The sequence below is a fragment of the Paenibacillus sp. CECT 9249 genome, from assembly GCF_918697855.1.
Lineage (GTDB): Bacteria > Bacillota > Bacilli > Paenibacillales > Paenibacillaceae > MSJ-34.
This window is the reverse complement of record NZ_CAKKLI010000015.1, coordinates 19,532-44,804: the sequence shown is the minus strand read 5'-3', so window position 1 is coordinate 44,804 and position 25,273 is coordinate 19,532. Positions and strand designations below refer to the sequence as shown.

The following is a 25,273-nucleotide window of genomic DNA, read 5'->3' as shown; positions in this document are numbered from 1 at the left end:
ATCGTTCCTCCTGAACATGTAACGAAGCGCCGCTTCCGGTCATGCGGCCCGTAACAACCGCGGCGGAATCATGCGCTTCGCCTTCTTATTTGATGTCTTCTATTGTAACCTATTTCGCCCTGCATACAAAATGCCCGCTACAAACAAACGCTTTGGCTTACCGCTTCGCTCCCGATATCCGCGATGCCGAAACGTATCGTAAACGTCGTTCCCTTGTCGCTGCTCTGCACCTCCAGTTTGGCTTGATGCCTTGCCACGATGCTGTAGCACACGGCCAGCCCTAAGCCGGTCCCTCCTTCCTTCGTCGTGAAAAACGGCCTTCCCAGTTTCTCCAGCACTTCTTCGCTCATGCCGCAGCCTTGATCGGCGACCTTCAACACCGCCTCCCCGTTCTCGACATAGGTGGCGATCGTCAGCGTCCCCCCGGGTGACATCGCTTCCAAACCGTTGATCGACAAGTTCAAGATCAATTGGCGTATTTCATTCTCATCCAGCAGCAAGTCTCCGCACGAATCGCAGCGAAGGAACACATGCTTGCCCGACATCATCGCTTCCGCCTGAATGAGCGGATACAGCGATTCGACAATGCGATGCAGCTGCCGCGGCGCGGGATCCGTCTTCTTGTTTTTGGCCAATGATAAAAACTCGGTAATAATCCCGTTCGCCCGATCCAGTTCCCCCAGCATAATGCCCAAGTACTGTTTATCCATTCTGCCTTCCACAGCTTGGGACAATTGCAGAAACCCGCGGATCGTCGTCATCGGATTCCGAATCTCATGCGCGATTCCCGCCGCCATTTCGCCGATCAGGTTCAGTTCCGCCAATCTCGTCATCTCGTTCTCGTATAGCACATTTTCCGTAATATCGATCATGACCAACAGCAAGCATATTTCGTCGTCGATCTCGATAATTTCCGTCGATAAAAGCCCGTTGCGCGTTTCCTGCGATTTCGTGACATATTTGACCCTAACATTCCGCAACGGCCGCTCCCAACGCAGGGTTGCTTCCAGCGGCTCCGGGGCGAACTGCAATTGATGCACCGAGCCTTTCATCGCTTCGTCCCCATAACCCGTATATTTCTTCCAACTATCATTCGCGTCGATATATGTAAAATCCGACATTTTGCAAATCGACGTCAAGCAAGGGCTGGAAAGGAACATCTTTTGAAAACGCTGCTGCGATTTTTGCAATTTATCGTTCGCCTCAAGCAGCTCGCGCGTCCGTTCGTTAACCATCCACTCCAGTCTTTCGTTTTGATTTTTCAGCATCGCTTCCGCCGCGGCCAGCTTATGATTTGTCTCCTCCAATTCTAAAGCGCGTTTCTGCAGCATTTTCCGTTGGCTGTTGATTTTGTTATGGTATCGGTGAAGCTTAACGAACGCCTCAACCTTATATTTCAGCAATTCCGAATCGATCGGCTTGAACAGATAGTCGATCGAGCCCACGTAATATCCTTTCAAGACGTGATCCAGCGAAGTGCTGATCGCCGTCAAGAAAATAACGGGAACTTCCCGGCTGCGCTCCCTCTGCTTAATGAGTTCCACCGTTTCGAATCCGTTTAATCCAGGCATTTGAACGTCCATCAAAATGACGGCGAGATCGGAGATGTCTTCCGAGAGCAAATACCGGAGCGCGTCCTCCCCGGAGCGCTTCGTAATCACTTCGCGCTCCGGAGACGCTAGTATGCCCTCCAGCGCCAATAAATTTTCCGCACGGTCGTCAACCGCCAAAATTTTCACCTTACGATTCATGTTCAATCCCTCCATCCGGCGTTACATTTTTCGATAAATTTTCTCCTGCGGGTCGATCACTTCGAAGGCTTCGCGCTGCAAGTTGCGATGAATGCCTTCCTTGCGTCCCAGTCCGAGGAAGCCGGAAGCGACAAGACTGTCTTTAAACAGCTGAATAACTCTTTGATGCATAATTTCATTAAAATAGATCAACACATTCCGGCATATAATGATGTGAAATTCGTTAAACGAATGGTCTGTCGCCAAATTATGTTGCGAGAATACGATATTTTCGGATAAAAAAGGGTGAAACGCCACCTGATTTCCCTTCACCTTATAATATTCGGAAAACGCCTCCTCCCCCCCGGATTGCAAATAATTTTTCGTGTACAACTGCATCTTCTGCAGCGGAAACGAGCCGCTTTCCGCCTGTTCCAGCACTCTATGATTCATATCCGTCCCATAAATGGTGCACCGGTCGTAAAGCCCTTCCTCGTACAGCAAAATCGCCATCGAGTACACTTCTTCCCCTGTTGAGCAGCCGGCATGCCATATGCGTATCGCCGGCAAGTTTTGCAGCAACGGGACCACCTTCCGGCGTATCGCCAAGAAGAAGGAAGGGTCGCGGAACATCTCCGTTACATTGATGGAAAAATCGGAAAACAATCGCTCCATCGTCCCCGGATCATGCAAAACCGCCTCTTGCAAGGCGGAGATGCTTCGCAGCCTCTCCGCCCTAATTCTATGCCAAATTCGGCGGCGAATCGAGGAATACGAATAATTGCGAAAATCATGTCCGTAATGGCGATAAATTCCTTCAAGCAGCAAACAGATTTCGATTTCCTCCAATAAACCTTTCTCTTCTTCGTATTGATGCAGCATCTGATGTCAACTCCTAACGATGAAGCCAGACTCTTAGCAAGGATAGCAGCTGCTCGTATTGAACCGGCTTGCTGATATAATCGTTGGCCCCCGCTTCTATGCATTTTTCCCGATCGTTCTTCATCGCTTTGGCCGTCAAGGCGATAATCGGCAAATCGCGGTACGGGGCGTCGGATCCGCGAATCGCCTTCATGGCCTCGTACCCGTCCATCTTCGGCATCATAATATCCATCAGGACCAGGTCGATCTCGGGATAACGTTCCAACTGCTCCAGCCCTTCTTGCCCGTTCTCCGCGAAGAGAACCCGCACGCCCAAATTTTCCAAGGCGCCGGTTAATGCGAATATGTTCCGCATATCGTCATCCACCACGAGAACGGTTCGTCCTTGAAGCTCTTCCGCATACTCGTAAGCATCTTCTTCCATCCGCGGAAACCAGTCTGTCGACACTGCGCTTTCCGCATACGCTTGTTCCGGAAATTGCGCGCCGCCGATCGTCTTGATCGGCATAATCAGGGTGAACGTGCTTCCTTGTCCTTCCTCGCTGTCCAAATCGATTCTTCCCCCCAGCAGATTGGCAATCTCTTTGCAAATGGACAGCCCTAATCCGGTGCCTCCGTATTTGCGGCTCGTCGTACCGTCCGCCTGGCGGAACGCTTCGAATACCATTTCCTGCTGCTCTTTGGCTATGCCGATGCCCGTATCGGACACCGAAACCGCCAAATGGCTTCCGGATCTCTCCGGTTCGGCGTCCTGCGGCGCGCTTTCCGGTTGGGCAAGCCGGAAGGAGAGAACGACGCTCCCCGCTTCCGTAAATTTGAAGGCGTTGGCGAGCAAATTCGTAACGATTTGCTGCAGCTTTTGCCTGTCCGTGTATATGGACAGAGAACCGGTATTGTCATGCAGTTCGACTCGAAACTCCAGCCCTTTTTGCATCGCGGCAGGCATAAACTGGCTGCGCGCGATATCGCCGATTTCCTGCAACGAGACAATTTCCGGAACGAGCTCCATTTTGCCCGATTCGATCTTCGACAGATCTAGAATTTCGCTGATTAAATTCAGCAAATCGGTACCCGAAGCGTGAATGGTCCGCAAATATTCCAACTGCTTCGGAAACAGATTCCCTTCCTTATTGTCCTTCAACAATTGCGTCAGCAGTAGCAAGCTGTTTAACGGCGTCCTCAGTTCATGGGAGACATTCGCCAGAAATTCGGACTTATAGCGGGACCCGAGCAGAACTTGCCGGTTCTTCTCCTCCAATTCATGCTTGATCCCTTCCAATTCTTTGTTCTTGCGGTCGGTATCCTTATACTGTTCCTCCAACTGCTCGTTCAACGTCCTCAACTCTTCCTGCTGCAGCTGCAACTCTTCCGATTGCGCCTGCAGCTCTTCCGTAAACGTTTGCGATTCGCCCAGCAATTTTTGAATTTGCATATAGGAGAAAGCGCCGTTCATTGCCATGCCCAAAACCATCATCACTTCTTCGAGCGCTCTCAATTTCGCCTCGTCAAACGGTCGGAACGAAGCCATCTCCAAAACGCCGACCGCCTTGTCCTCGAACGGAATCGGGAGGAGAATCACATGGGAAGGCGCGGCCGTTCCGAGACCGGAGCGGATCGGAATGAAGTGCTGCGGCACCTCGTTCAATACAATCGGTTTGTTCTCCTTGGCGCATTGGCCGACAAGACTTTGCCCCGGGGCGAATTGCTTCTCTCCCGGAGGATCCCCGTCCACCGCATAGGACGCCGCCTTCCACAGCTTCTTCGGTCCGTCCAGCGGGCCTTCGTGCACATATACTACGCCGTATCCGGCATCCATCATCGCGGCAACCTTGTTGACAAACAGTTCCGCCAGTCTCTGCACATCCTGCACGCCTTGAAACAGAGCGGAGAATTCCCCTACCATGGATTGATGCCAATGCTGCTCTTCCAGCGTCTTCTGATATTGCCTCACATTCGCCGTATGCAGTTCCAAAGAGCTGGCCATTTGATTAAATGCGGCGGCGATGCTGCCGATTTCATCGTCGGAGGTCACTTCAATCCGCGGCAAACGGCTTGTATCGTTGAACGATACCAGATTCATTCCGGTACTGATCTTCCTTAAGCTCTTCGTTACGCTCCGCAGCACCCAGCCCGCAATCAATACGGCAACGAGGAAAATAAAGACGATCAACCCGATGAATGCGTTCCGCAACAGTTCATATTCCTTGTGCGAGGAAGCGAGCACGTCTCCCATATCCCTTTCGTACATTCCGTTAAATCCTCGAATGACATCGAACAGCTCCGCTCTTTTCGTTTCCGTTTCCATATAGAATAAGTCCAACGCGGCCTCGCGTTTCCCTTTTTCCATCAAATCAACAAGCTTGTCCAAACTTTTAAGATAGTCGGTATAAAGCGTATCGAATCGGGCTTGGAAATCGGTTCGTTCTTGCGAAGGTTTCAAAGTCTGCAGCGCGCTCCAATCTTCCGAGATTTTCTCCCGGCTGCTCGCGATCGCTTGCAAATGTTCTTTATATCTTTCTTCGTCCTGCTCCAATAATAAAGCGTTCATGACGCGACCGATGTTGTTGATTTCACCGCGGATCGAAGTCGCTCGTTTCACGCCCGCATAATTCTCGGTGACAATTTGCTGTATGCCGGATTGAAGCCGCTCCAACCCTTGAAGTCCTATGTAAGACATGACGAGAATAAGCGCCAGTACGGCTCCGTATCCTACATAGAGCTTCGTTTTGAATTTCATACGATTAACCCTCCAAACTTCACATGATTATCTGCCGGTCACCGGATCGAAGGCGTGCCTGTGGGCTGGTTTCCAAATTAGTTTTCGACAAACGCCCAGCATTTCCCTGCAATTTGAGGCAACAAAACGCTCTCGTCGCAAATGGAACTTGACAATCAATAGACAATATTAAATAATATCTATGATATAATAAACGTTTCAAGGATGTGTTTGTCTTGGATAATTCTGAACGTTTTTGGAACGCCTCTGTCGAACAATTGAAACGAGGCTACGTTCAAGAAGGGGAGTACTATATTTGCCTGCTATGCGGCCAATCGTTCGAGAAGGGAATCATATATCCGGATGGAGAGAGCGGCATTTTATACGAAGCGGAAAAATTCGCGCGCGTTCACATAGAACGGGTGCACGGTTCGGTATTCGAACACTTGATCGGACTGGATAAGAAAATGACCGGGCTGACGGAGCATCAAAACCGTCTGCTTCAACTATTCTACCAAGGAAAGAACGACGCAGAGATCCAGCGCGAGCTCGGTATCGGCAGCGCTTCAACGATCCGCAACCACCGGTTCGCGTTAAAGGAGAAGGAACGCCAGGCCAAAGTGCTGCTCACCGTCATGGAGCTGTTGAAGGAGAAGGACAGCCATGCGCCGTCTTTCGTCAACGTTCACGTTACCGCCAAATGGGTCGACGACCGTTATAATTTGACCCGGGCCGAGAACGAGAAAATATTGAATCAATATTTTCCGGACGGCAAAGACGGCCCCTTGAAGAAATTCCCGCTCAAGGAAAAACAGAGATTGGCGGTCGTCCGGCACATCGCCGCGCGTTTTCCCGGCGGACACATCTATACCGAGAAGGAAGTGAACGGCATATTGCAGGAAATTTACGACGATTACGCGATTTTGCGCAGATATTTGATTGAATACGGATTTATGGACCGCAAGCCGGACGGCAGCGAGTACTGGCTGAAAGCGGAATCTGCAAGATAGGAGCATGAACAATGGATCGCAAAAAAGAACTGCAGAGGCAGTACAAGGAAATGAAAACGGAAGCCGGCGTATACCAGATTCGCAATACGGCAAACCAAAAAATATGGGTCGAAAGCACGCCGAACTTGAGAACGCTGAACGGAAAATTATTTATGCTGAAAACAGGCGGATTTCCGAACAAAGCGTTGCAGGAAGACTGGAAACAATTCGGAGAAGAGTCTTTTGTCATAGAAATATTGGAAACGTTGAAGAAGAAGGAAGACGGCTATTTCGATTTGAAATACGAGTTGGAGAAATTGGAGCAGAAATGGTTGGATCAATTGCAGCCGTACGGCGAACGGGGGTATAACAAGCCGAAAGCCGAACGGTAGAATTCGCCCCCCTTGTCGTGAGAGCAAGGGGGGCGTTTCGCGTTCACGCGTTTAGTTGATAAAACCGGCTTTGCTCAAGAGACGCTTCAGCATAACGGCCGATTGCGCGCGCGTGGCGCTCTTGTCCGGGCCGAGCTCCGAATTCGCCATGCCTTGGATGAGCCCGGCTTCGATCGCTCCGGCGATCTCGGCTTTCGCCCATCCGATTCGGCCAGCGTCCTTATACCGGCCCAATAGATCGGCCTGCTGCGCCGCGGGTATTTCCGCAGCGACGCCGATGTAGGATAGCGCGCGGACCGTCATTGCGGCCAATTCTTCGCGCGTAATCGTTTGATCGGGCCGGAAAGTTCCGTCCGCATAGCCGTTGACGAGGCCCGCGGCGGCGGCCGCGCTCACGTCTTCGGCGTACCAGGCGGCCGCGGCCACGTCCCGGAAGTCCGTTGCGGCGGCGCCGTCCGGCTCCAGGCTCAGCGCGCGAACCAGCAGCGCCGCAAATTCGGCACGGGTAATGCTGCGATCCCCGTCGAAGCGGCTGCCGCCCCTGCCTTCCGCGACAAGCTTATTGGCCAGCATTTCCACATCTTGGCGCGCCCAATGCCGCGCCATGTCCGCGAAGCTCTTGTCATGTTCCACGATCATATAAATGCCGTTTCCTTGATGTTTCAGCGTTGCTATTGTTTGGCCGTTGCTCACGGCGAATACGGTCGGCACGAATCGGATTTGCTGCGTTGCCGGATCGTAGAGCGCTCCCGTCGCCTTGCCCGGATCTACGATGCCGTCGATGACGATCGTGCGGGATACGTAAGTGGAACCGAAAGCGACCGGCACCGCCTTCCCGGCTTTGTTGACCGCTTCTACTTGCAGCTTGTACGCATCCCCGATGCGCGTTCCGCCCGCTTTCTCCGCCGCGGCCCGGGCGGCGGCGTCTTCGCTTCCCGTCAACACGCCGAACGTAAGGCGGATTGTTAGTTGCTCCGCCTCTTCATTCAAGCGGCGCTCCAAGTCTTCCCATTTCAGAACGGAGAGCGGCAATACATACGAACCGTTGTCGCCTTTCATGAAGAGCGTGCGTCCGTCCTTGCGGCTTCCTTCCAGCAATCCCGCCGCAGGCAGTTCCAGGCGTTCTCCGGAGAACGTCACTTCGACGTTGGGGGAGGCTTGCAGCGATTCTTTTAGCTCTGAAGCATCCACCTTGCCGTCTTTGGCTGCGATCGCTCCCGCCGGTTGAGCTCCGGTATCGCCGGAACCGCCGTTCGTGCCGGAATCGGGAGCTTTATCGTTCCCGGATTGGGGATGGGAGCCCGTTCCGCCCGAATTGCCGTTGTTTCCGCCGTTATTACCGCCGTTTCCTCCCCCGTTATTGCCTCCGTCGCTTCCTTGGCCTTTCACTTGAATCGCAATCGGCTGGGTATAAATGTCGTACGGATGATCGCCATCGATATAAGCCGTATATCTTAGCAGCGCGTATGCCGTTCCCGGTTTCTTGGCGATCACTTCGCCGCCCTTTGTGTCAATCGCATTGTGGCCGTCCACGACAACGATTTCCGGTACGACCGTCGTTCGATCTCCTTTATAGGATTCGACGACAGCAGACAAGGCGACCTTATCGTTGACTTTCAGTTCCACTTTCTCTTGCTCCGGCCTGATCGCAATCGCCCAGTCCGACGCCCAATACGCATAATCGGTCGTAATGCCCCAAGCGCCCAACTCGAAGAAACGGATGAAATCGGCTTTATTATTGAACGTCCAAGGCGAGATCAAAATCCCGCGATGTTTCGCCGCTTCCATGAAGTTTTTGCCCAGCCCGCCGTAGCTTGTATTAAACGTCGCATTGAGCGGCTGAATCAGCTTCAACGTTTCCCGCAACGATTTGTTCACATTGGATTCGTTGGCGTATCCGCCGGCCAATATGCCTGACGGCATCTCCGGCATCAATTCGGCCAGCCGTCTCAGTTGGTTTGCGTCAAAGGACATCGCATTGATCGCATCCTCCGCGCCTTTCTCGCGAATGACTTTCACAAAAGCGTCGACCGCCTCGGGCGTGTTCGTTTTAATTTCCGCGAACACCATTTTTCCTTTTTCCAAAGCGAGATCGATCTGTTCGTCCAAGGTCGGAATCGGCTCGAACGGGTATCCTTCCGGAAACGGCTTATTGGCGTTCAGCTTCTTCAATTCCGCGAGCGTATAATCTTCCACTCTCCCCGTACCGTTGGTCGTGCCGTCCAACGTCGCATCGTGGACGATGACCAAATGGCCGTCTTTGGAGAGAAACATATCGTTCTCGATAAAATCGGCGCCCGCTTCCAACCCGAGCCTGTTGCTGACGATCGTATTCTCGGGCGCTACGGACGGCATTCCCCGATGGCCGATAATGTATGGCTTGCGAACGAGCGTCGTCTGATTCGCGTATACCCGCAATGCCGCGAAGGCCGTGTCGGGGGAGCCGGTGACGATGCCGTTCGCGCCGGCCGTAATGAGGCGGTGTTTGGACAGCTCGCTGTTCGCCTGACTCGTGTCTTCTTTCACCCATACGGCAATCAGGCGCTGCTGAAGATGGGCAACCTGATCGGCGGAGGCGGCGCTTTGCGGCAAGAGCGCGATTTTCGACAGGCTGGCATTCGTCTTTCTGCGAATATCAAGCAAGTCGTCCCGGCTCAGTTCGCCCCGGATGGAACCGGTGAAATCCACGATGCCGCGGATGATCGGGTAAGCGGTTCTCGCCCGATGGACGAGATCGCCGTCCGCAGACATCACAAACGCATCTTCCAAGCCGTTATCGTCGAGAAAGGCCGTCAACCGGTCGACGGTTTGCTCGTCTTTCACGTAGAAAGCCGGAATCATCCGCGCGGCAATAATGTCCAGCGCCTCTTCGAGGCTGCCGATTTCCTTCCGTCCGGCCGGATCGGTCACGTTCAAAGCTTCGTTCACATGCAGAACGACGGTTGCCGGCAGAACCGTGCCGTTCAAGTCCGACAATTCCTTCAAGCTGCCTATCTCCTTCACAACCGTGGGCGCCATCGAAATTTTCGTTTCCGGCTCCGTCACTTGCACGAACCGGTCGGCTTTCATCGGCGGCAAAGGATCTTGCCGCAGCGAGACGCGAATGTTATCCACCTTCATTTTGCTGCCGTCGGCCTGCAAACCGATTCTTCCCTTCGCGTAGGCGCTCGCCATATCCGTATCGACAATCAAGCGGCCGTCGATAAACTCCTGCACCCGGTTTTCGTAGGCAATGACCGTATAGCGGTACATTTTGCCGGCATCGATCCGCTCGGTGTGCGAGCCTCGATCCATTACGTTCCATTGGTTGGAAGGGGTGCGTTCCGCAAATTCCACGCCGTTGGCCGCGGTGGCGTTTTGGCGGACGGCCATTTGGTAATAGGGATAATTATCGTTCTGGACCCTATACATGATCGAATGCCATCTGGACGCGTCGTTCGCCGCCAGATGCGTTACATCCGCTTCGATTTGATAATTGCCGAATTGCCCTAAATAAGCCGGCAGCAGTACTCTTGACGGGTTGTCGGGAGCGGCGGCCGCGTTCATCTCGAATGCGCCGGATTTCACGCCGGCGGCTCCGGCCGTACTGCCCTGAATTCTGGTCCAGCCTTCCGGCAGCGTGCCTTCCTGCACTTGATCGAAGTTCTCTTCGTAGAGCACATACTCGGCATCTTCCGGATCTTTCGCAACGATCAGCAGATGGACGGAAGCATCGTCCTTACGCGCTTGAACCGGATACACGCCTTTGCGCATAACGAGGAGTTCGCCGTTCTCCACCCGCACGTCGGCACTGTCCGAAGCCCATTCGAAATCGCCTCCCAGCATGACGCCGGACGTAAAATCGCTCTTCTCCACCTCGAACGAGACGGCATTCAGATCGATCGCTTCCCCGGATTGGGCCAATACATACCCTTCTTCATGCTTGATCGCGATCACTTTCGCTCCGGACGCGGAAGGAGTGACGGCGATTTGGCGCGACGACGACGCATTGGAATAGACGGCCGTTACGGTCGCCGTTCCCGGTTTCAGCGGATAGATGCGGCCATCGACGATTTTGAAGACGCTCTCGTCCGAAGAATACAGCTTGATCCGGCCGGCATCCGCCGGTTCGGTAAGCCCGTCCGAATAATAGACGCTTCCCGTGACGCTGATCGGACCGGTCAAAGCCTCGACCGAATCAGGCATCGCGAGATCGAGCCGCTCGGCTGTAATTCTCGTCACTTTCAAATTGTCGAACGATACGGTGCTTTGATCCGCCTGAAATCCGATTTTCCCTCTTTCCAGCAAATCGGCGTTTAAGCTTCGATCCACCAACAGCGTAAATTCTTCATCGTCCCGTTTTTTAATATATTCCTTCACATTGTTGCCGACGACCCTTACTTTCATCGTGTAGTCCGAGCCCAAGGCAAGCGGCTGCGACCACGTTCCGCTGACAGGCACCGACCAAGCGCCGTCCGGTTTGCGGTACGCGATCTCGTAGGCCCCGTTCTGGCGTACGGCCATCTGATTGTAAGGAGGCTTGCCGTTCGAAGCGGCTCTGAAGATAAGCGATGCCCATCTTGCGCCGTTGAGCACCTTCTCGAACCTCACATCCGCTTCAATCGTATAATCGTCCCATTGCACGGGCGCGAATATTCTGCTCTGCTTGCCCGCCGCATTTCCGTCGAACGTCATCATGCCGTTGCCGTACGTATCCTGCACGACGGAGAAGGGAGGGCTGCCGGCAGCGGTATCCGACAACCAGCCGTAAGGGATTTCCCCCGGTTGAATCCCGTCGAAGTTGTCTTCCAGCAAGATAGGGTCGACTTGACCCGATACCGGATTCCCGTCGATTAAATGGATCATTCCATAGCCCGCCGTGTTGTTCCAGAAACTAGTCTCGTTATAAGCGCTCCAATAGCTCGACCTTTGCTCGGCGGAGGCCGTTCCGTACCGGTCCGTCGCGCCGATCTCCATACCGAACCGCTTGTCCGTTGCGGGATCGAACCGAAGCATATCCCAAGGCACGGCCGCCTCCAACGACCATCCGTCGCCGGTGGTGCGAATCGCACGCAAAATCTTCTTCTCGTCCTTGCCGCTATGATTGTTCAGCGCCGCGCCGAAATGAAATTCCGGCGTGGTCGTTCCCGGTTGATAGACGAACCCCAACTGCATGTCGTCTTCGGCGAACGGAGCGGACTGGTGCAGCGTCGGATCGAAGAACAGGTTGATGTTGTCTTGATCGAACCAGTACCCCGAGCCGTTATGGATGAGCGTATCGTCCTTCACTTCCACCCCGATATAAAGGTATTTGTAATCCCATAGCAGCCCGAATCGGGCGTCCTGGAAATTTCCCTCGCCCAATCTCGCGTTCAGCGGCTGGTCCATCGTCCAGAGCGATTCGTCCAAGCTTCCGTCAATGACAGGAGGGGTTGCCGTTTGGCGCACCTCCATCGTTTTTCGGTCCGTCTCCGCGGCATCAGCCTCCGCTTGCGAACCCAACCAGATTGACTCCAACGTTCCCCACAACAAAGATACGACGATCCAAACAGCCAAATACTTGGAACGGCTTTTCACTTGTCCTCAATCCCTTCCCTATTCATAGAGTTTGACAACCGCAGATTGCTACTGCCTCCTTTCTTTAACCCGATGAAGCTGCAGGCTATTTTCAGGGAAAATAAAAAACCCTTCATCCGCCGGATGAGGGCAGCGCTCGCACGCTCCGCATCCATTGCATAAAGGGCTTTCTCCTTGACTCACACCCGTCGATATTCGGCTGTCCATGCCAGGTCCTGCCATTCTACTCTATCAATCGTATGTTAAGGGTACATCAAACATGCGTAAATTATTTGTAAATTGCGCGATCCGCAGGGAAGACAAGACCGATTTGCCGTCTGGCCTCGTCCATAATGTCCATCGTCGCTAAGGAGTTGGCGTAACTGTTCGTTGCCGATTCCAGACGCCCGCTTTTCAGCACATCGATAAACTCTTGCAGTTCGTAATACATGCTTTCTTTCGTTTGGGGTTTCGTAACATCCTCAACGCTTCCGTCGCGGTAACGAATTTCGACTTTCCGGGATTGGTTGATGCGATCGACGATCATCGTTCCGTTTTCCCCTTGAATTTCGGTTGGAAGATAGGAGTTGGATATTTTCGAATGCATGATGGCCGCTTCCATTCCCTCGTAGGCCAGGAGAAGGCCGCCTTGCCCGTCCACGCCCGAATCGAGCATCGTCCCTTCCGCTTGAATCCGGTTCGGACTCCCGAACAGCACGACCAGCGGATAGATGCAGTACACGCCGAGATCCATTAAGGAGCCGTTCGAGAAGGCGGGATTAAAGGCATTCAGAATCGTGCCTTGCTTATAAGCGTCGTAGCGCGAAGAATATTGGCAATAGCTTGCAAAATAGCGGCGAACCGGCCCGATCTTGGGCAAGTGTTCGCGGATGCTTTGAAAATTCGGAAGCAGCGTCGATTTCAAAGCTTCCATTAATAATACACCATGATTTCTGGCGGCGTCTACCATTTTTTGCAACTCATGTCTATTTGATGCAGCCGGCTTCTCGCATAAAACATGCTTGCCATGACTCATGCAAAGAATCGCCTGCTCCGCATGCAAAGAATTCGGGCTGGCGATATAAACGGCATCCAGTTCGGAGCTTGCCGCCATGCTCTCCACATCGGTAAACCGATGCGGGATGTCGAATTTCGCCGCGAATTCCTTCGCTTTCTCTTCCGTCCGGGAGTAGACCGCCGTCAAAGCAAAGTCCTCCGACTGACGCGCCGCCTGAATGAAATTTTCCGTGATCCAGTTCGTTCCGATAATGCCAAATCGTATCATAGTGATCTCCCCTTTGTTCATGTGCCTACCTACTATATTAATTGATATGGCAAGTTTCGCAAGTAAGAGAACTGGGAGTAGCGGAATGATAGGGAGGTTGTTGGCGGCGGATTGGCGCCGATGCCGGCAAACGGATGGCGGGCGATGATTGTTAAGCCATTTGTTGGCGGGCGATCGGTTGGCGGACGATGATTGTTAAGCCATTTGTTGGCGGGCGATGATATTGTAACTCCGTTTCATTCGCGTTTCGCATCATACGTAACTTCAGCACGCTCTATGGCATCACATGGCGGTCTGACCGTTTTGGACGGTTCCGGCGGTCATGCCCATTGGATTTTATCCAATGTTTTTTCTATTGGAGGTGGATATGCGGCCGTTCATTGGATTTCATCCAATAGAATCAGGCGAAAACGCGTGAAACGGCGAAAAATGGGCGAATCTATTGGATGTTTTCCAATAGAACCCCGGTATGAGCTCCAAATCTGCCACTCTCGTTGTACATTTTCCAATGGATCTCTCCCAAGGCTTCAGATATGGCATCACATGGCGGTCTGACCGCTTTGGACGGTTCCGGCGGTCAGGTCCATTGGATTTTATCCAATGTTTTTTCTATTGGAGGTGGATATGCGGCCGTTCATTGGATTTCATCCAATAGAATCAGGCGAAAACGCGGCGAAACGGCGAAAAATGGGCGAATCTATTGGATGTTTTCCAATAGAACCCCGGTATGAGCTCCAAATCTACCACTCTCGTTGTACATTTTCCAATGGCGCATCATAATGACTTCGCGAGCGGTCGTTCCGTTCCAGAACGTTCCGGCCGGAATAATACGCGTTTCGACATATCTCAACGATTCGTAACGTCAGTTCCCCGGTTTTCGGCGGAACGGCATTGTCCGTTCTTGGTCGTCCTCACGCCTATTGCCTATCCCCAATTGATGAAGCAAGGCAAATGTGGTATAATCCTAAAGTATAAGCGGTTTAACTTTAATCCAATTCGCCGGAAAGGAGGAGATCTGCGGCTATAGTCAATGGGCTAAAATTTGAACCGCACTGCATACATATTGACCTCATTTTTATTGCCCTCATCCCTGTCAAGCCTGCGAGAATTCATCCTCAACATCTCGAATCTGCTAATCGTCTTTACGGTACTCACCATTCGAATCCGCTAATCGTCTTTACGATACTCACCATCTGGAATGTTCCGTTTCTTTCCCGCTTTATTTGATCGGCATCATGTTGTTATTGTGGCTGATCAGCGCTTTCACATTTCCGATTGTTAAGGAGTTGAACGCAGTATGAACGATTTCAGATTAATACGAGGATCTATCATGCGAAGATTTGCTGTTGCCATGGCAATGATTGTTTTTCTAACGACATGTTACGCAGGAACGGGCTTTGCCGAACAAGGCGATCAGGCGGTTGTTGCCAATACCTCGCTACAGGCGGAAGATCAACCGGAAAGCACCGAGAATCAATCTGCGGAGATAGAATTATCCCAAGAGGCTCTTAGGCCCGATCAGAAAGTCATGAACATGATCGACGCGCTGAACGTAACGACTCTCGCCGATCGCGAATCGGTTGTATTGGCGAGACAATACTACAATAAACTGAACACGCCGCAAAAAGAGCTAGTAACGAATTTGCACTTGCTGGAAAAAGCAGAAGCCCGGATTTTGAAATTGTGGATCGATAGCGCAGAGATCGCCTCCCCTGTCGACGAGGGCCTGCTAGGCGTGCTTACCGATACATACGACGGATTGAACGACAAGCAAAAAAGCGTTGTTGCCAACGTGTACAAACTTGACCAGCTTCAAACGAAGCTTGATGAGTTAAGGGTCGTCAAAGAAGATAACTATAAAAAAGCGAAGCAGGCGCAAGCGGTTATCGAGCGGATGCAAGTATTAAAGCTATCCGACAAGCCTGCGGCGATCAAAGCCAGAGCGGCCTACGACGCGCTGACCGACGACCAGAAAGCGGTCGTCACCAATTACGGCCTATTGAAGGAAGCGGAGAACAAGATTGCCGCCTGGGAAGGCAAACCGCTGCCGCATAAAGCGCCGGACAATATCGTCTATGCCGGCACGCGCTCCTCCGATTACGGCGTGAGCGGCCGGTGGCTGGGAACCGCCGACTGGCAGCATATTACCGATCAGATGGCCGGTTACTTCCCCGGCGCGCAGCCGACTTATATCTGGATTATCGGCAGATTGGACGAAGATGCGGGGATCGGCGGCACGAAACTCGAGTTTGAACAGCCCAATGACGGCGTCGATTACTCCGCCCTTAATATAAGCTTCGCTCCGCCTGCCAAGGAAGGCCATCTGTCTCACGAAGAGTATTTGAATTACTTCGACGAACACGGCATCAAGGTGTTCCTGCAAGTCGAATCCGGCTTTGCGGACATGAAAACGTTGATGGACTTGATTTTCGCCAAATATGGGCATCACGAGAGCGTCATTGGTTTTGGCGTTGACGTCGAGTGGTATTACGGCGTCTCCGAGGATGCAGGATTGCCGATTACCGACGCGTTAGCGAAGGATTGGGACGAACATTTGAAGTCGATTCATCCTACCTATCGTATGTTTTTGAAACATTACAACATACGCTGGCTGCCGCCGACATACCGCAGCGATATTCTGTTCGTCAACGACAGCCAGAGCATCGGCAGCATCGACGGAGAAGTGCCGGGGATGTATGACGATACGATGGGATTCATTCCCGAATTTAAGGTGTTTGCCGATTTTTTCTACCCCAATGATGTGTTGTACCAGATCGGTTACCGTAAGGACGCTATGTGGTACTATCCGCTGGACAAACCGGTTATCAAAAGTCTGAGCGAGCGATTGGCCGAAGCAACCCGGCAAAAAGCCGGCATTACTTGGGTAGACTTTACCGTCAAAGATCCGCTGACCTTCCCGGCATTGTTCAAGTCGGACCAAGAAGCCGCCGACGCGGTCAACACCTTGGTGGGATACCTGAGAAGCACGGGCAGCAATATGGTGGGCAAACGTTTTGCCGCCAATGGGGCGACCCTGACGGATGCCATGTATGTAGCGCGTCTGCGCGAAGTAGTGAACTCCCTTACCGAGGCACAGCGCGCATTATTGAATGAAAGCTATCTTGCAAATCTTATCAATCTCGAGCCAAAAGCGATCGACATCCGCATCGCTCATCTGGATACCGGCAACCTGCAAATCAAGGATAAAGGCAAAGCGGCCGGCATTCGAGCCGCCTACTCGGCACTTACTGCGGAACAAAAGGCGCAGGTAACCAATCTTCAGAAGCTCGTTGCTGCGGAGAACGTCTTGGCGTCGCTCAAAGAAGGTAACGGGAACTCCGGCGGGGGTTCGTCTAGCGGAGGTTCGTCCGGAGGCGGCAAAGCGGATGACGGCAAGTCAGGCGGAGATAACGGGGAAAATCCGGACAATCATGCAAATCAAGGCGGCAATCCCCGGGATCATGGCAGTACGGCCGGACAACAAAGCGGCTCATCCGACATAGAACTGACGGATATTGCCGGGCATTGGGCGCAAGCGTCGATCCGGGAAGCCGTAAACCTCGGAATTGTCAACGGATATGAAGACGGCAGGTTCCGGCCGAACGGTCTGGTGACGCGCAGCGAATTTACGGCGATGTTGGCACGCGCGCTGCAATGGAAGGTAGAAGACAGCGGCTTAACGTTCGCCGACCGCGACCGAATTCCCGCATGGGCGTTGCCTTTCGTACGGCAAGCGGTAGAAGCGGGCATCGTTATCGGGTATGAGGACAACACCTTCCGTCCGGCCCGCAAGATTGCCCGCACGGAAGCGGCCGTCATGATCGTGCGTTCGTTAGGCCTCAAGGCCGAATCGAAAACAGCGCTGCCCTATGCCGATGCCGATCTGATTCCGGCGTGGGCCGGTCCGTATGCGGCGGCGGCTCACGAAGCAGGTCTGATCCATGGCAGAGAAAACGGCCTTTTCGCGCCACAAGCGGACACCACCAGAGCGGAAGCCGTATCATTGATTCTAGCGATGTTGAGAAAGCATGAGAACTAGCAATCCGTGTATCGTCTGATGAAAGGCTCCTCCGCCGGGGAGTCTTCTTCTCTTTCGGGGGCCCTTGAATTTATGGTATTATTTTGGGTGAACACCGAGCTTCAAAACGATAAAGGAGTTTTCACTCATGAGTTCTAGTCCAAATATATCAACATCGTTCGCGCAGCGTGAAAAGGAAGGGCGCATCCTTATAATGACCTCGGTCGAAGCCGAGAGAGCAGCGGTAATGCGCGGACTCCAAGGCGACGGCAGGTTCGACGTCCTATTATCCGGCGTAGGGGCGGCCGTCGCCGCGGCAAGAACGGCGAAGGCGCTCGGCGCATCCGCCGGCGAGGACGGAAAGCCCGGTTACGGCTTGGTCGTCAACGCCGGGATCGCGGGCGGCTATGCCGGCCAAGCGAAGATCGGCGACATCGTGTTGGCCAGCCTCATCATTGCCGCCGATTTGGGCGCGGAGTCGCCGGAAAGATTCTTAAGCGTGGACGAGCTTGGATTCGGCTCGGCGCGCCTTCCCGTCGATGACGGCCTGGCGGGCCGCATCGTCGCCTCGTTGCAGCAAGCCGGGCTTCCCGTAAGAAGCGGACCGATTCTTACGGTCTCGACAACGACGGGTACCGCGGCAACGGCCGCGGAACTTGCGGCGCGCGTCCCCGGCGCGACAGCCGAAGCGATGGAGGGATATGGCGTAGCCGCCGCGGCCCTCGAATTCGGTCTCCCCATATTGGAGCTACGCGCCGTCTCCAATGCGGTCGGACCTCGCGACCGTTCGGCCTGGCGCATCAAAGAAGCGCTAAATGCGCTCGAAGCGGCAAGCTCTATTTTACCGGAGGTGTTATCATCATGAATATTGCTTTTTCCCCTTGTCCGAACGATACATTCGTATTTCACGCATGGGTGCACGGGCTCATCCCCGGCGCGCCCAATCTTGACGTTACTTACGCCGATATCGATATTACGAACGGCCTGGCCGCAAGCGGCAACGGGCCGGAAGCGCTGAAGATCTCCTATGCGGCTTTGCCGTGGGTGCTGTCCGAGTACGCGCTGCTGCCGTGCGGCGGAGCTTTGGGGCGGGGCTGCGGGCCGCTGGTGCTGACCAAGAACAGCGCCGCAGACGCCCAGGAACCCTCCGTATTGTCCGGCCGCAGCGTCGCCGTTCCGAGCGAACGGTCGACCGCTTACTTGCTGTTCCGCCTATGGGCGGCGCAGAACGTGCCCGGCGGAGTCGGCAACATTGTCGTCATGCCGTTCCACGAAATTATGCCGGCGGTTCGCGACGGCGCGATCGACGCCGGACTGGTCATCCATGAAGCGCGCTTCACCTATCCGACATATGGGCTTTCCATGCTGACCGACTTGGGCAATTGGTGGGAAAGCGACACCGGATTGCCGATTCCTCTCGGCGCGATCGTTGCCCGCCGCTCGCTCGATTTGCAAGCGATCGCCGGCTGGACCCGCGCTTCGGTCGAATACGCATGGGCGCATCCGGAAGCGTCGCGCGAATACGTATTAAGCCACGCTCAGGAGATGTCCCATGAGGTGGCGCAAGCTCATATCGGCCTGTATGTGAACGAATTTACGGCCGATTTGGGCGATGACGGCTATGCCGCGGTCGCCGCCTTGCTCGGCAGAGCCGCGCAAGAAGGGCTTGTGCCCGAAGTCGATTTGGCGTTATTGCGATAACGTCCGATACCGGCGCATCACATGCAACACTAGAGTATTAGGCTCGTGGTAATCCACGGGCCTTTGTTTATTCCGCCATTCGGTTGGTTAATCGTTTGAGTTTTTAAACATTTATGTATATAATGTATGTAAAATAACGAAGTGACGAATTCGCAAGTCGGTTCGCCAATTCAAGAATGGAGGAATGAGCATGAAATTAAAGGAAATTACGATTCAAACGTTTTGCCTGGATGCGATGAAAACCTTTTACTGCGAGCGCCTGGGGCTGCCTGCCAATGCAGATCGCCAAACTTCCTTTACGATCCGGATTGGAGAATCGGTTCTGACGTTTCAGGAGCATGCGGATGCCGATGCCGGTGCGGAGAACCCTTATTATCATCTTGCTTTTACCGTTCCGACCAATAAGCTTGCGGAGGCGAAGCAATGGCTCAGAGAGCGGGGAATCGATTTGCTGAAAGACGAGCAAGGCCATGACGAATTTCACTTCCAATCTTGGAATGCGACCTCCGTTTATTTCGACGATCCGAACGGCAACATCATCGAATTCATTGCTCATCATACGTTTCATAATGCCGCGGACGAACCTTTCGAAGCGAAACATCTGCTTCGAATTAGTGAAATCGGCCTGCCCGTCGACCAAGTCTCCGAGGCGCTCGGTACGATAACCGATACATTCGCCCTCGAGCTTTGGAAGGGCGACGGGAAACAATTCGCCGCGATCGGCGATGCCGAAGGACTATTCATCGTCGTCGATAAACAAAGGCCCTGGTTTCCGGAAGGAAAGATGCCGGTCGTTGCAGCCGCCAAAATCGCCGTGCAAAGCGGCAAGTCCGGTTCGCTTCAACTTCAGGAAGGCCGCTACGAACTGATCAACGAATCGTAGAGCGTACACCGCCCCGTCGAAGAATCCCAGAAGGCCCCTCTGCAAGCGAATTACACGCCTGTAAAGGGGCCTTAACGATGCAAAATATGTATAGGAAAGCACCTTACCGCATTATTGCAGCTACAACCCTTTCCCAATAAAGTTTGCCGAAACCGGCTTCTTCCCGATTTCCCGCGACCATACCGACAATTGCCCGATATGGTGGATTTCATGGGCAATGATATGGCGCATGACTTCCCCCCAACGGTAGGTTGCCTCGCTTCCGTCCGCTCTCCGATCGTGAAATAGCCTTTGCTCCATGCTCTCGTCCCAAGAGGCCAGGAATTGCTCCACTTCCGGCCGGAATGCCGTCTCCAATTGGCGGACCCGTTCCAGGCTCCGATATTCGTCGAAATTTTCCTGAAAATCGTCTTTCCCTTGCAAAACGCGAACCCAACTCCACTCCACATCGACGATATGGAAGAGGGTATGCAAAATGCCCCCTACCCCGCCTGTGCGGACGCGAAGCAGTTCATCCTCCGGGACGTCCTCGCACCACCGGTACCATTCTTCCCGAACTTGCCAATTATACCGAAAAAATAATAGAATAACGATCCCTCCGTTTTTTATTCCATCATAACGTCAAGTCACGCATTTTGTGAAGCGTCAATCCGCTCCATAAACCGGCGAGCGTAAGACGGCGACACAGTCTGTCAATGGACGTTCCACCGGCAAATTCGATATAATAACGACTACGATATTGAATATAAAGGAGCTTTAAGTTGAAAAATCTACTCGTCACCGGATACCGCGCTCATGAGCTCGGCATTTACGGACTTAAACATAAAGGCATCTCATATATTCGCCAAGCCATTGCGACCAGACTGATTCCGCTTCTGGAAGAAGGATTGGAATGGGTCATTACTCCGGGCCAATATGGGGTGGATTTATGGGCATGCGAGGCGGCGATTGCGCTTAAGAAGCAATATCCGCAATTGAAATGCTCGATCATTACGGCCTACAACCAGCCGGAAGAACGATGGAGCGAAGAGAAAAAGTCTTATTTCGAGCAAATCGTCCAACAGGTCGATTATTACGGATCGGTAAGCAACGGGCCATACAGCGGCAAATGGCAGTTTGCCGCCCGCGATGAATTGCTGTTTCGCAAGACGGACGGCATCCTGCTCGTTTATGACGAGGAGGCCGGCGAAGCCAGCCCCAAATTCGTCAAGGAACGCGCGCTGAAGAAACAGGCGCAGGACGGTTACATTTATCCCAGCATCGGTTCGGAAGAAATCCAGGCGATCGCGGACGAAGAGCAAAGCCGGGAATTCGGCGAATAAATCGAAGCTTTATTCCTTGCGCCAATCTTCTATTTTCCAAACTTGGGTCACCCAATCCGCATAGAACTCCGGCTCGTGGGAGACGAGCAGTATCGTACCCTCATAATCGATGAGCGCTTGCCGGAGCGCGGCTTTGGCGCGGACATCCAAATGATTCGTCGGCTCATCCAGCACCAGGACGTTGCTATCCGTCAGCATCAGCTCGCATAAGCGAACCTTCGCCTGTTCGCCGCCGCTTAGCGAATGCAGCGGTTGCCGAATATGCTTGTCGGTCAGCCCCGACATGGCCAGATTTTGCCGGATTTGCCGCTGCGTCAAATCGGGCCGCAAGGACCAGATCTGTTCAAGCGCCGTCGCCGAGGATGCCATATCCTCCTGAGCAAAATAAGCCGGCTTTACCCGTTCCCCCAATTGTACCGTCCCGCTCAAAGGCTCCATTAATCCAAGCAATGTTTTGAGCATTGTCGATTTCCCGATCCCGTTATAGCCGACGACGGCAATTTTGTCGCCGCGATTCACTTGAACGTCAATCGGCCCGAACAGCGGCTCGGTATAGCCGATTCGTATATTTCGCGCTTCGACGATCCGGCTGACGGGGGCGGCGTGAACGCGGAACGCAAACCGCGGCTGCGGCGCAGATGTCGGGCGATCGATGCGTTCGATTCTTTCCAGCGCTTTCTCCCGGCTTTTCGCTTGTTTCGCTTTGCGCACCTTGTTTTTTTGAATAAAACTTTCCAAGCGTACGATTTCTTTCTGCTGCCGTTCATACGCTTCCTGCAATTGCTGTCTACTCTGCTCGTAGTTACGGAGAAAGGACTTGTAATTCCCCGTATAACGCTTCAAGGATTGATGCTCCAAGTGATAGATCGCCGTTGTAATTTCATTCAAAAATCTTTCGTCATGCGACACGACCATATAGGCATGTTCATAGCTCTTCAAATACGTTGTCAGCCATTCGATATGCTTGTCGTCCAAATAGTTCGTCGGCTCGTCAAGCAGCAACACATGCGGTTCTTCCAACAAGAGCTTCCCCAGCAGCAGCTTCGTTCTCTGGCCGCCGCTCAATTCAGCCACATCGCGATCCAAGCCGATCTCGATCATGCCGAGTCCGGCCGCAACCTCTTCCATTTTCGCATCCAACCGGTAAAAATCCGCTTGTTCCAGCATGCTCTGCAGTTCTCCGAATTGCGCGATCCATCGCTCCGCATGCTCGCCCGCCGCCATCTTCTCCGCCGCCAGCAGCATGCTTTGTTCGATCTCATACAGATGCGCAAAGGCGCTCTGTAAATATTGCCTCATCGTCGTACCGGCTCGCAGCTCGATATGCTGTTGCAAATAGCCGACCTTCGAATGAGGGTGCCATTCGACGTTGCCGGCATCGGGCAACGTTTCTCCGGCCAAAATGCGCAGCAAAGTCGATTTGCCGGCGCCGTTGCTCCCGACGAGACCGGCATGCTCTCCGCGCAGCAGCCGAAAGCTAATATTTCGAAATATCGTTTTGTCCCCGAACATATGGGTCACATTGTCTACAGTTAACATACTCATATCGTTCTCTCCTTTTCGCTTTGCATTCAAGCCAAACGAGAGAACAGCCGAATAAAGAGATCCATATTCAATTCGCGTAAAGATTGTATATATAACAAAAAATGGGCAGTGCGAACAGACGCCCTACCCATTGAATATAACGGTTCATTACATGGAAGGAATCGCGTTCTTTATCTACTGTTCTTCGGTTGGCTTATCCCTGTAAATGGGCAGACTTCTCCCGTCTTAAGCCAAATCCCGTGTTAGAACAGTCGTTAAAAAGAACATTCCCTTTCCACCTCATTGAAAAATTTTGCGATACTTGTTAGAAGTATACCCAGATTCGGGGGACGTGTCAAGATTCCTCGTATCTCCCCTTTTTGTCGGTATCCCGCTCGTTAAGGAAAGATGGGGAAGCTACCCTTTTCACGTCAAAAAATCCTCTTCTTGGGAAGCGAGTGATCGCTTATCGACGAAAGCAAACGGACTTTCTGAACAAAAGGGATATCGACAAAAGGGAATGAAATAGAGTATATGCAACCACGGATTGTTTGGAAACTTCACCCTATACAATTTTCAATAAATATCATATGATATATATCAATTGGTATATATTAATGATCCAAGGAGGTCCGTCCATGCCGCCGAAAAAAAAGTTCGCTAGAGAACAAATTGTCGACGCCGCTTTCGAAATCGCCAAAACCGAAGGCATCGGCAGCATTACGATCCGCAAAATCGCCGAGAAGTTGGGCAGTTCCATCGCTCCGATCTATGTCAATTTCGAGGATGTCGACGAATTGGTCCGGGAAGTGATCCATAAAATTGCCGACATGAGCCGGGACATGTTAATGCGGCATGCTACGGGAGATCCGTTCCGCGATATCGGCTTGGCCAGCCTGCGCTTTGCGAAGGAGTATCCGGCGCTGTTCCGGGATTTGGTCATGAAGCCTAATCCGCATATGCAAGATTACGACAACGAAATGGGCATTTTGATCGAACAAATGAAGCGAGATCCTCAACTGGACGGATTTACCGGCGAGGAATTGAGAACGATTTTGCTGAAAATGAGAATTTTTCAACTGGGGCTGTCGGTCATGGCCGCAAACGGGCTTCTGCCGGAACATACGGATGAAGCATGGGAAATCGGCATGTTGGACAGCGCCGCGGCGGATGTGCTGACTGCCGCCCGTTTGCGCAAGAAAGGAGCGAGGGAATGAATCTGGATCTGGCTCAGGCGCGGATTGAGAATCATTTTAGAAACATGGTGCGGAAAGACCCTAACATTGTTAACGCCTATTTCCTGGTCCATTCGGATAAGCACGGCGTTCATTGGAATATGGCGGAAGGCGCTACCGGCAACTTGCCGGCGAACGCGCAGCAGCCTTACTATATCGCAAGCGTCACCAAATTGTTTACGTCCGTTCTCGTCGCGATGTTGGAAGAGGAAGGCAGAGTCTCCTACGAGGATCCGATCGACCGCTATATAGAGCCGGAACTGTTGCATCGGCTGCATGTATATAAGGGTAAAGAGTATACGCATGAGATCAAAATCAAACATTTATTAAATCATACTTCCGGGCTGCATGATTTTTTCCTGGATAAGCCCAAATCGGGGAGAGCGATGCTCGATCTCCTCGTCGACGAACCTTCGCGCTTTTGGTCTCCGCAAGAAGTTGTTTTATGGGCCAAAGAGCATTTACAGACCCGTTTTCCGCCGGGGAAAGGATTCCATTATTCGGATACCGGATATCATTTGCTAGGATTTATGATTGAGACAGTTACGGCGATGCCTTTGCATGAAGCATATCGACACTATATTTTTCAGCCGCTTGGAATGGTCCATTCTTATATGTCGCACCATTCCGAACCGATCGGGAGAAACGAATACCCGACCGCCGGCGTCTATTCGGGTACGGTAAATGTGGCGCACTACCCAAGCGCCAGCATCGAATATGCGGGAGGGGCCATCGTTTCTACATCCGAAGATTTGCTGAAATTTATGAAATCGTTGGCGAAGCATGAGATCATCCGGAAAGACAGCTTCGAGAAAATGAAGGATTGGTCGAAGTTTATGCTCGGCATCGATTACGGATACGGATTGGTGGCGTTTCGAACCGTTCCCGTTCTTATGCCCCAAAAATATAATGTATGGGGTAATTTCGGCTACTCCGGATCGTTCAGTTTCTACCACCCGGCGCTCGACAGCTATTTCATCGGCAGTTTAAACCAGTTTCGCTATACGCGCAAAGGAATTCGCTTGATGGGCAAAGCGATCGATACGCTATTGAAAATGTAA

At 52.7% G+C, this 25,273-nt stretch carries 17 protein-coding genes; 9 read left to right on the top strand and 8 right to left on the bottom strand.

What is annotated here, in order from left to right:
• Window positions 1–137: 137 nt before the first annotated feature.
• Genes LQ229_RS13180 through LQ229_RS13170 form a run of 3 tightly spaced genes read right to left on the bottom strand, consistent with a single transcriptional unit; the run spans window position 138 to window position 5,349 of the window.
• A complete protein-coding gene (locus LQ229_RS13180) occupies window positions 138–1,751 on the bottom strand; it encodes an ATP-binding protein (RefSeq protein ID WP_230191969.1) in 1,614 nt (537 codons plus the stop codon).
• A 21-nt stretch (window positions 1,752–1,772) separates the two neighbouring features.
• Window positions 1,773–2,612: a protein-glutamate O-methyltransferase CheR gene (locus LQ229_RS13175; RefSeq protein ID WP_216540167.1), complete on the bottom strand. Its 840-nt coding sequence runs from the start codon at window positions 2,610–2,612 to the stop codon at window positions 1,773–1,775.
• Between the two features lie 13 nt (window positions 2,613–2,625).
• Window positions 2,626–5,349, bottom strand: a complete 2,724-nt coding sequence (locus tag LQ229_RS13170) for a response regulator (protein ID WP_230191968.1) — start codon at window positions 5,347–5,349, stop codon at window positions 2,626–2,628.
• Between the two features lie 215 nt (window positions 5,350–5,564).
• On the opposite strand from LQ229_RS13170, the gene LQ229_RS13165 reads away from it, so the two are divergent.
• Window positions 5,565–6,338: a DUF2087 domain-containing protein gene (locus LQ229_RS13165; protein ID WP_216540169.1), complete on the top strand. Its 774-nt coding sequence runs from the start codon at window positions 5,565–5,567 to the stop codon at window positions 6,336–6,338.
• Window positions 6,339–6,349: 11 nt separating this feature from the next.
• Window positions 6,350–6,709 carry a GIY-YIG nuclease family protein gene (locus LQ229_RS13160; protein ID WP_216540170.1) on the top strand — a complete coding sequence of 120 codons (360 nt, stop codon included), beginning with the start codon at window positions 6,350–6,352 and terminating at the stop codon, window positions 6,707–6,709.
• A 51-nt stretch (window positions 6,710–6,760) separates the two neighbouring features.
• On the opposite strand, the gene LQ229_RS13155 is transcribed toward LQ229_RS13160, so the two are convergent.
• The 3 genes from LQ229_RS13155 to LQ229_RS13145 form a co-directional block, all read right to left on the bottom strand.
• Window positions 6,761–12,265 (bottom strand): glycerophosphodiester phosphodiesterase family protein, encoded by a 5,505-nt coding sequence (locus tag LQ229_RS13155; protein ID WP_230191967.1) that lies wholly within the window; start codon window positions 12,263–12,265, stop codon window positions 6,761–6,763.
• 268 nt (window positions 12,266–12,533) lie between these two features.
• The gene (locus LQ229_RS13150; RefSeq protein WP_230191966.1) at window positions 12,534–13,529 is read right to left on the bottom strand and encodes a Gfo/Idh/MocA family oxidoreductase; all 996 of its coding nucleotides are present in this window, start codon (window positions 13,527–13,529) and stop codon (window positions 12,534–12,536) included.
• Between the two features lie 697 nt (window positions 13,530–14,226).
• A complete protein-coding gene (locus LQ229_RS13145; protein WP_230191965.1) occupies window positions 14,227–14,379 on the bottom strand; it encodes a hypothetical protein in 153 nt (50 codons plus the stop codon).
• A 480-nt stretch (window positions 14,380–14,859) separates the two neighbouring features.
• On the opposite strand from LQ229_RS13145, the gene LQ229_RS13140 reads away from it, so the two are divergent.
• From LQ229_RS13140 to LQ229_RS13125, 4 genes are all read left to right on the top strand, one after another.
• Window positions 14,860–17,568, top strand: coding sequence for an S-layer homology domain-containing protein (locus LQ229_RS13140; protein WP_230191964.1), 2,709 nt, complete (start codon window positions 14,860–14,862; stop codon window positions 17,566–17,568).
• Between the two features lie 127 nt (window positions 17,569–17,695).
• Window positions 17,696–18,412 carry a futalosine hydrolase gene (locus LQ229_RS13135; protein WP_230191963.1) on the top strand — a complete coding sequence of 239 codons (717 nt, stop codon included), beginning with the start codon at window positions 17,696–17,698 and terminating at the stop codon, window positions 18,410–18,412.
• Window positions 18,409–19,248 carry a 1,4-dihydroxy-6-naphthoate synthase gene (locus LQ229_RS13130; protein WP_230191962.1) on the top strand — a complete coding sequence of 280 codons (840 nt, stop codon included), beginning with the start codon at window positions 18,409–18,411 and terminating at the stop codon, window positions 19,246–19,248. Before LQ229_RS13135 ends, LQ229_RS13130 begins: the two co-directional genes overlap by 4 nt.
• Before the next feature lie 190 nt (window positions 19,249–19,438).
• A complete protein-coding gene (locus LQ229_RS13125) occupies window positions 19,439–20,131 on the top strand; it encodes a VOC family protein (RefSeq protein WP_230191961.1) in 693 nt (230 codons plus the stop codon).
• Between the two features lie 120 nt (window positions 20,132–20,251).
• Here LQ229_RS13125 and LQ229_RS13120 read toward each other — a convergent pair whose 3' ends face one another.
• The gene (locus LQ229_RS13120; RefSeq protein ID WP_230191996.1) at window positions 20,252–20,719 is read right to left on the bottom strand and encodes a DinB family protein; all 468 of its coding nucleotides are present in this window, start codon (window positions 20,717–20,719) and stop codon (window positions 20,252–20,254) included.
• 173 nt (window positions 20,720–20,892) lie between these two features.
• Here LQ229_RS13120 and LQ229_RS13115 point away from each other — a divergent pair, with 173 nt between their 5' ends.
• Window positions 20,893–21,453 (top strand): DUF1273 domain-containing protein, encoded by a 561-nt coding sequence (locus LQ229_RS13115; protein WP_230191960.1) that lies wholly within the window; start codon window positions 20,893–20,895, stop codon window positions 21,451–21,453.
• Window positions 21,454–21,462: 9 nt separating this feature from the next.
• Here LQ229_RS13115 and LQ229_RS13110 read toward each other — a convergent pair whose 3' ends face one another.
• A complete protein-coding gene (locus tag LQ229_RS13110) occupies window positions 21,463–22,998 on the bottom strand; it encodes an ABC-F family ATP-binding cassette domain-containing protein (protein ID WP_230191959.1) in 1,536 nt (511 codons plus the stop codon).
• Between the two features lie 617 nt (window positions 22,999–23,615).
• Between LQ229_RS13110 and LQ229_RS13105 the strand changes: the two genes are divergently transcribed.
• Together LQ229_RS13105 and LQ229_RS13100 are read left to right on the top strand one after the other, a co-directional pair.
• On the top strand, window positions 23,616–24,194 hold the full coding sequence (locus tag LQ229_RS13105) for a TetR/AcrR family transcriptional regulator (protein ID WP_230191958.1): 579 nt from the start codon (window positions 23,616–23,618) through the stop codon (window positions 24,192–24,194).
• Window positions 24,191–25,273 (top strand): serine hydrolase, encoded by a 1,083-nt coding sequence (locus LQ229_RS13100; protein WP_230191957.1) that lies wholly within the window; start codon window positions 24,191–24,193, stop codon window positions 25,271–25,273. Before LQ229_RS13105 ends, LQ229_RS13100 begins: the two co-directional genes overlap by 4 nt.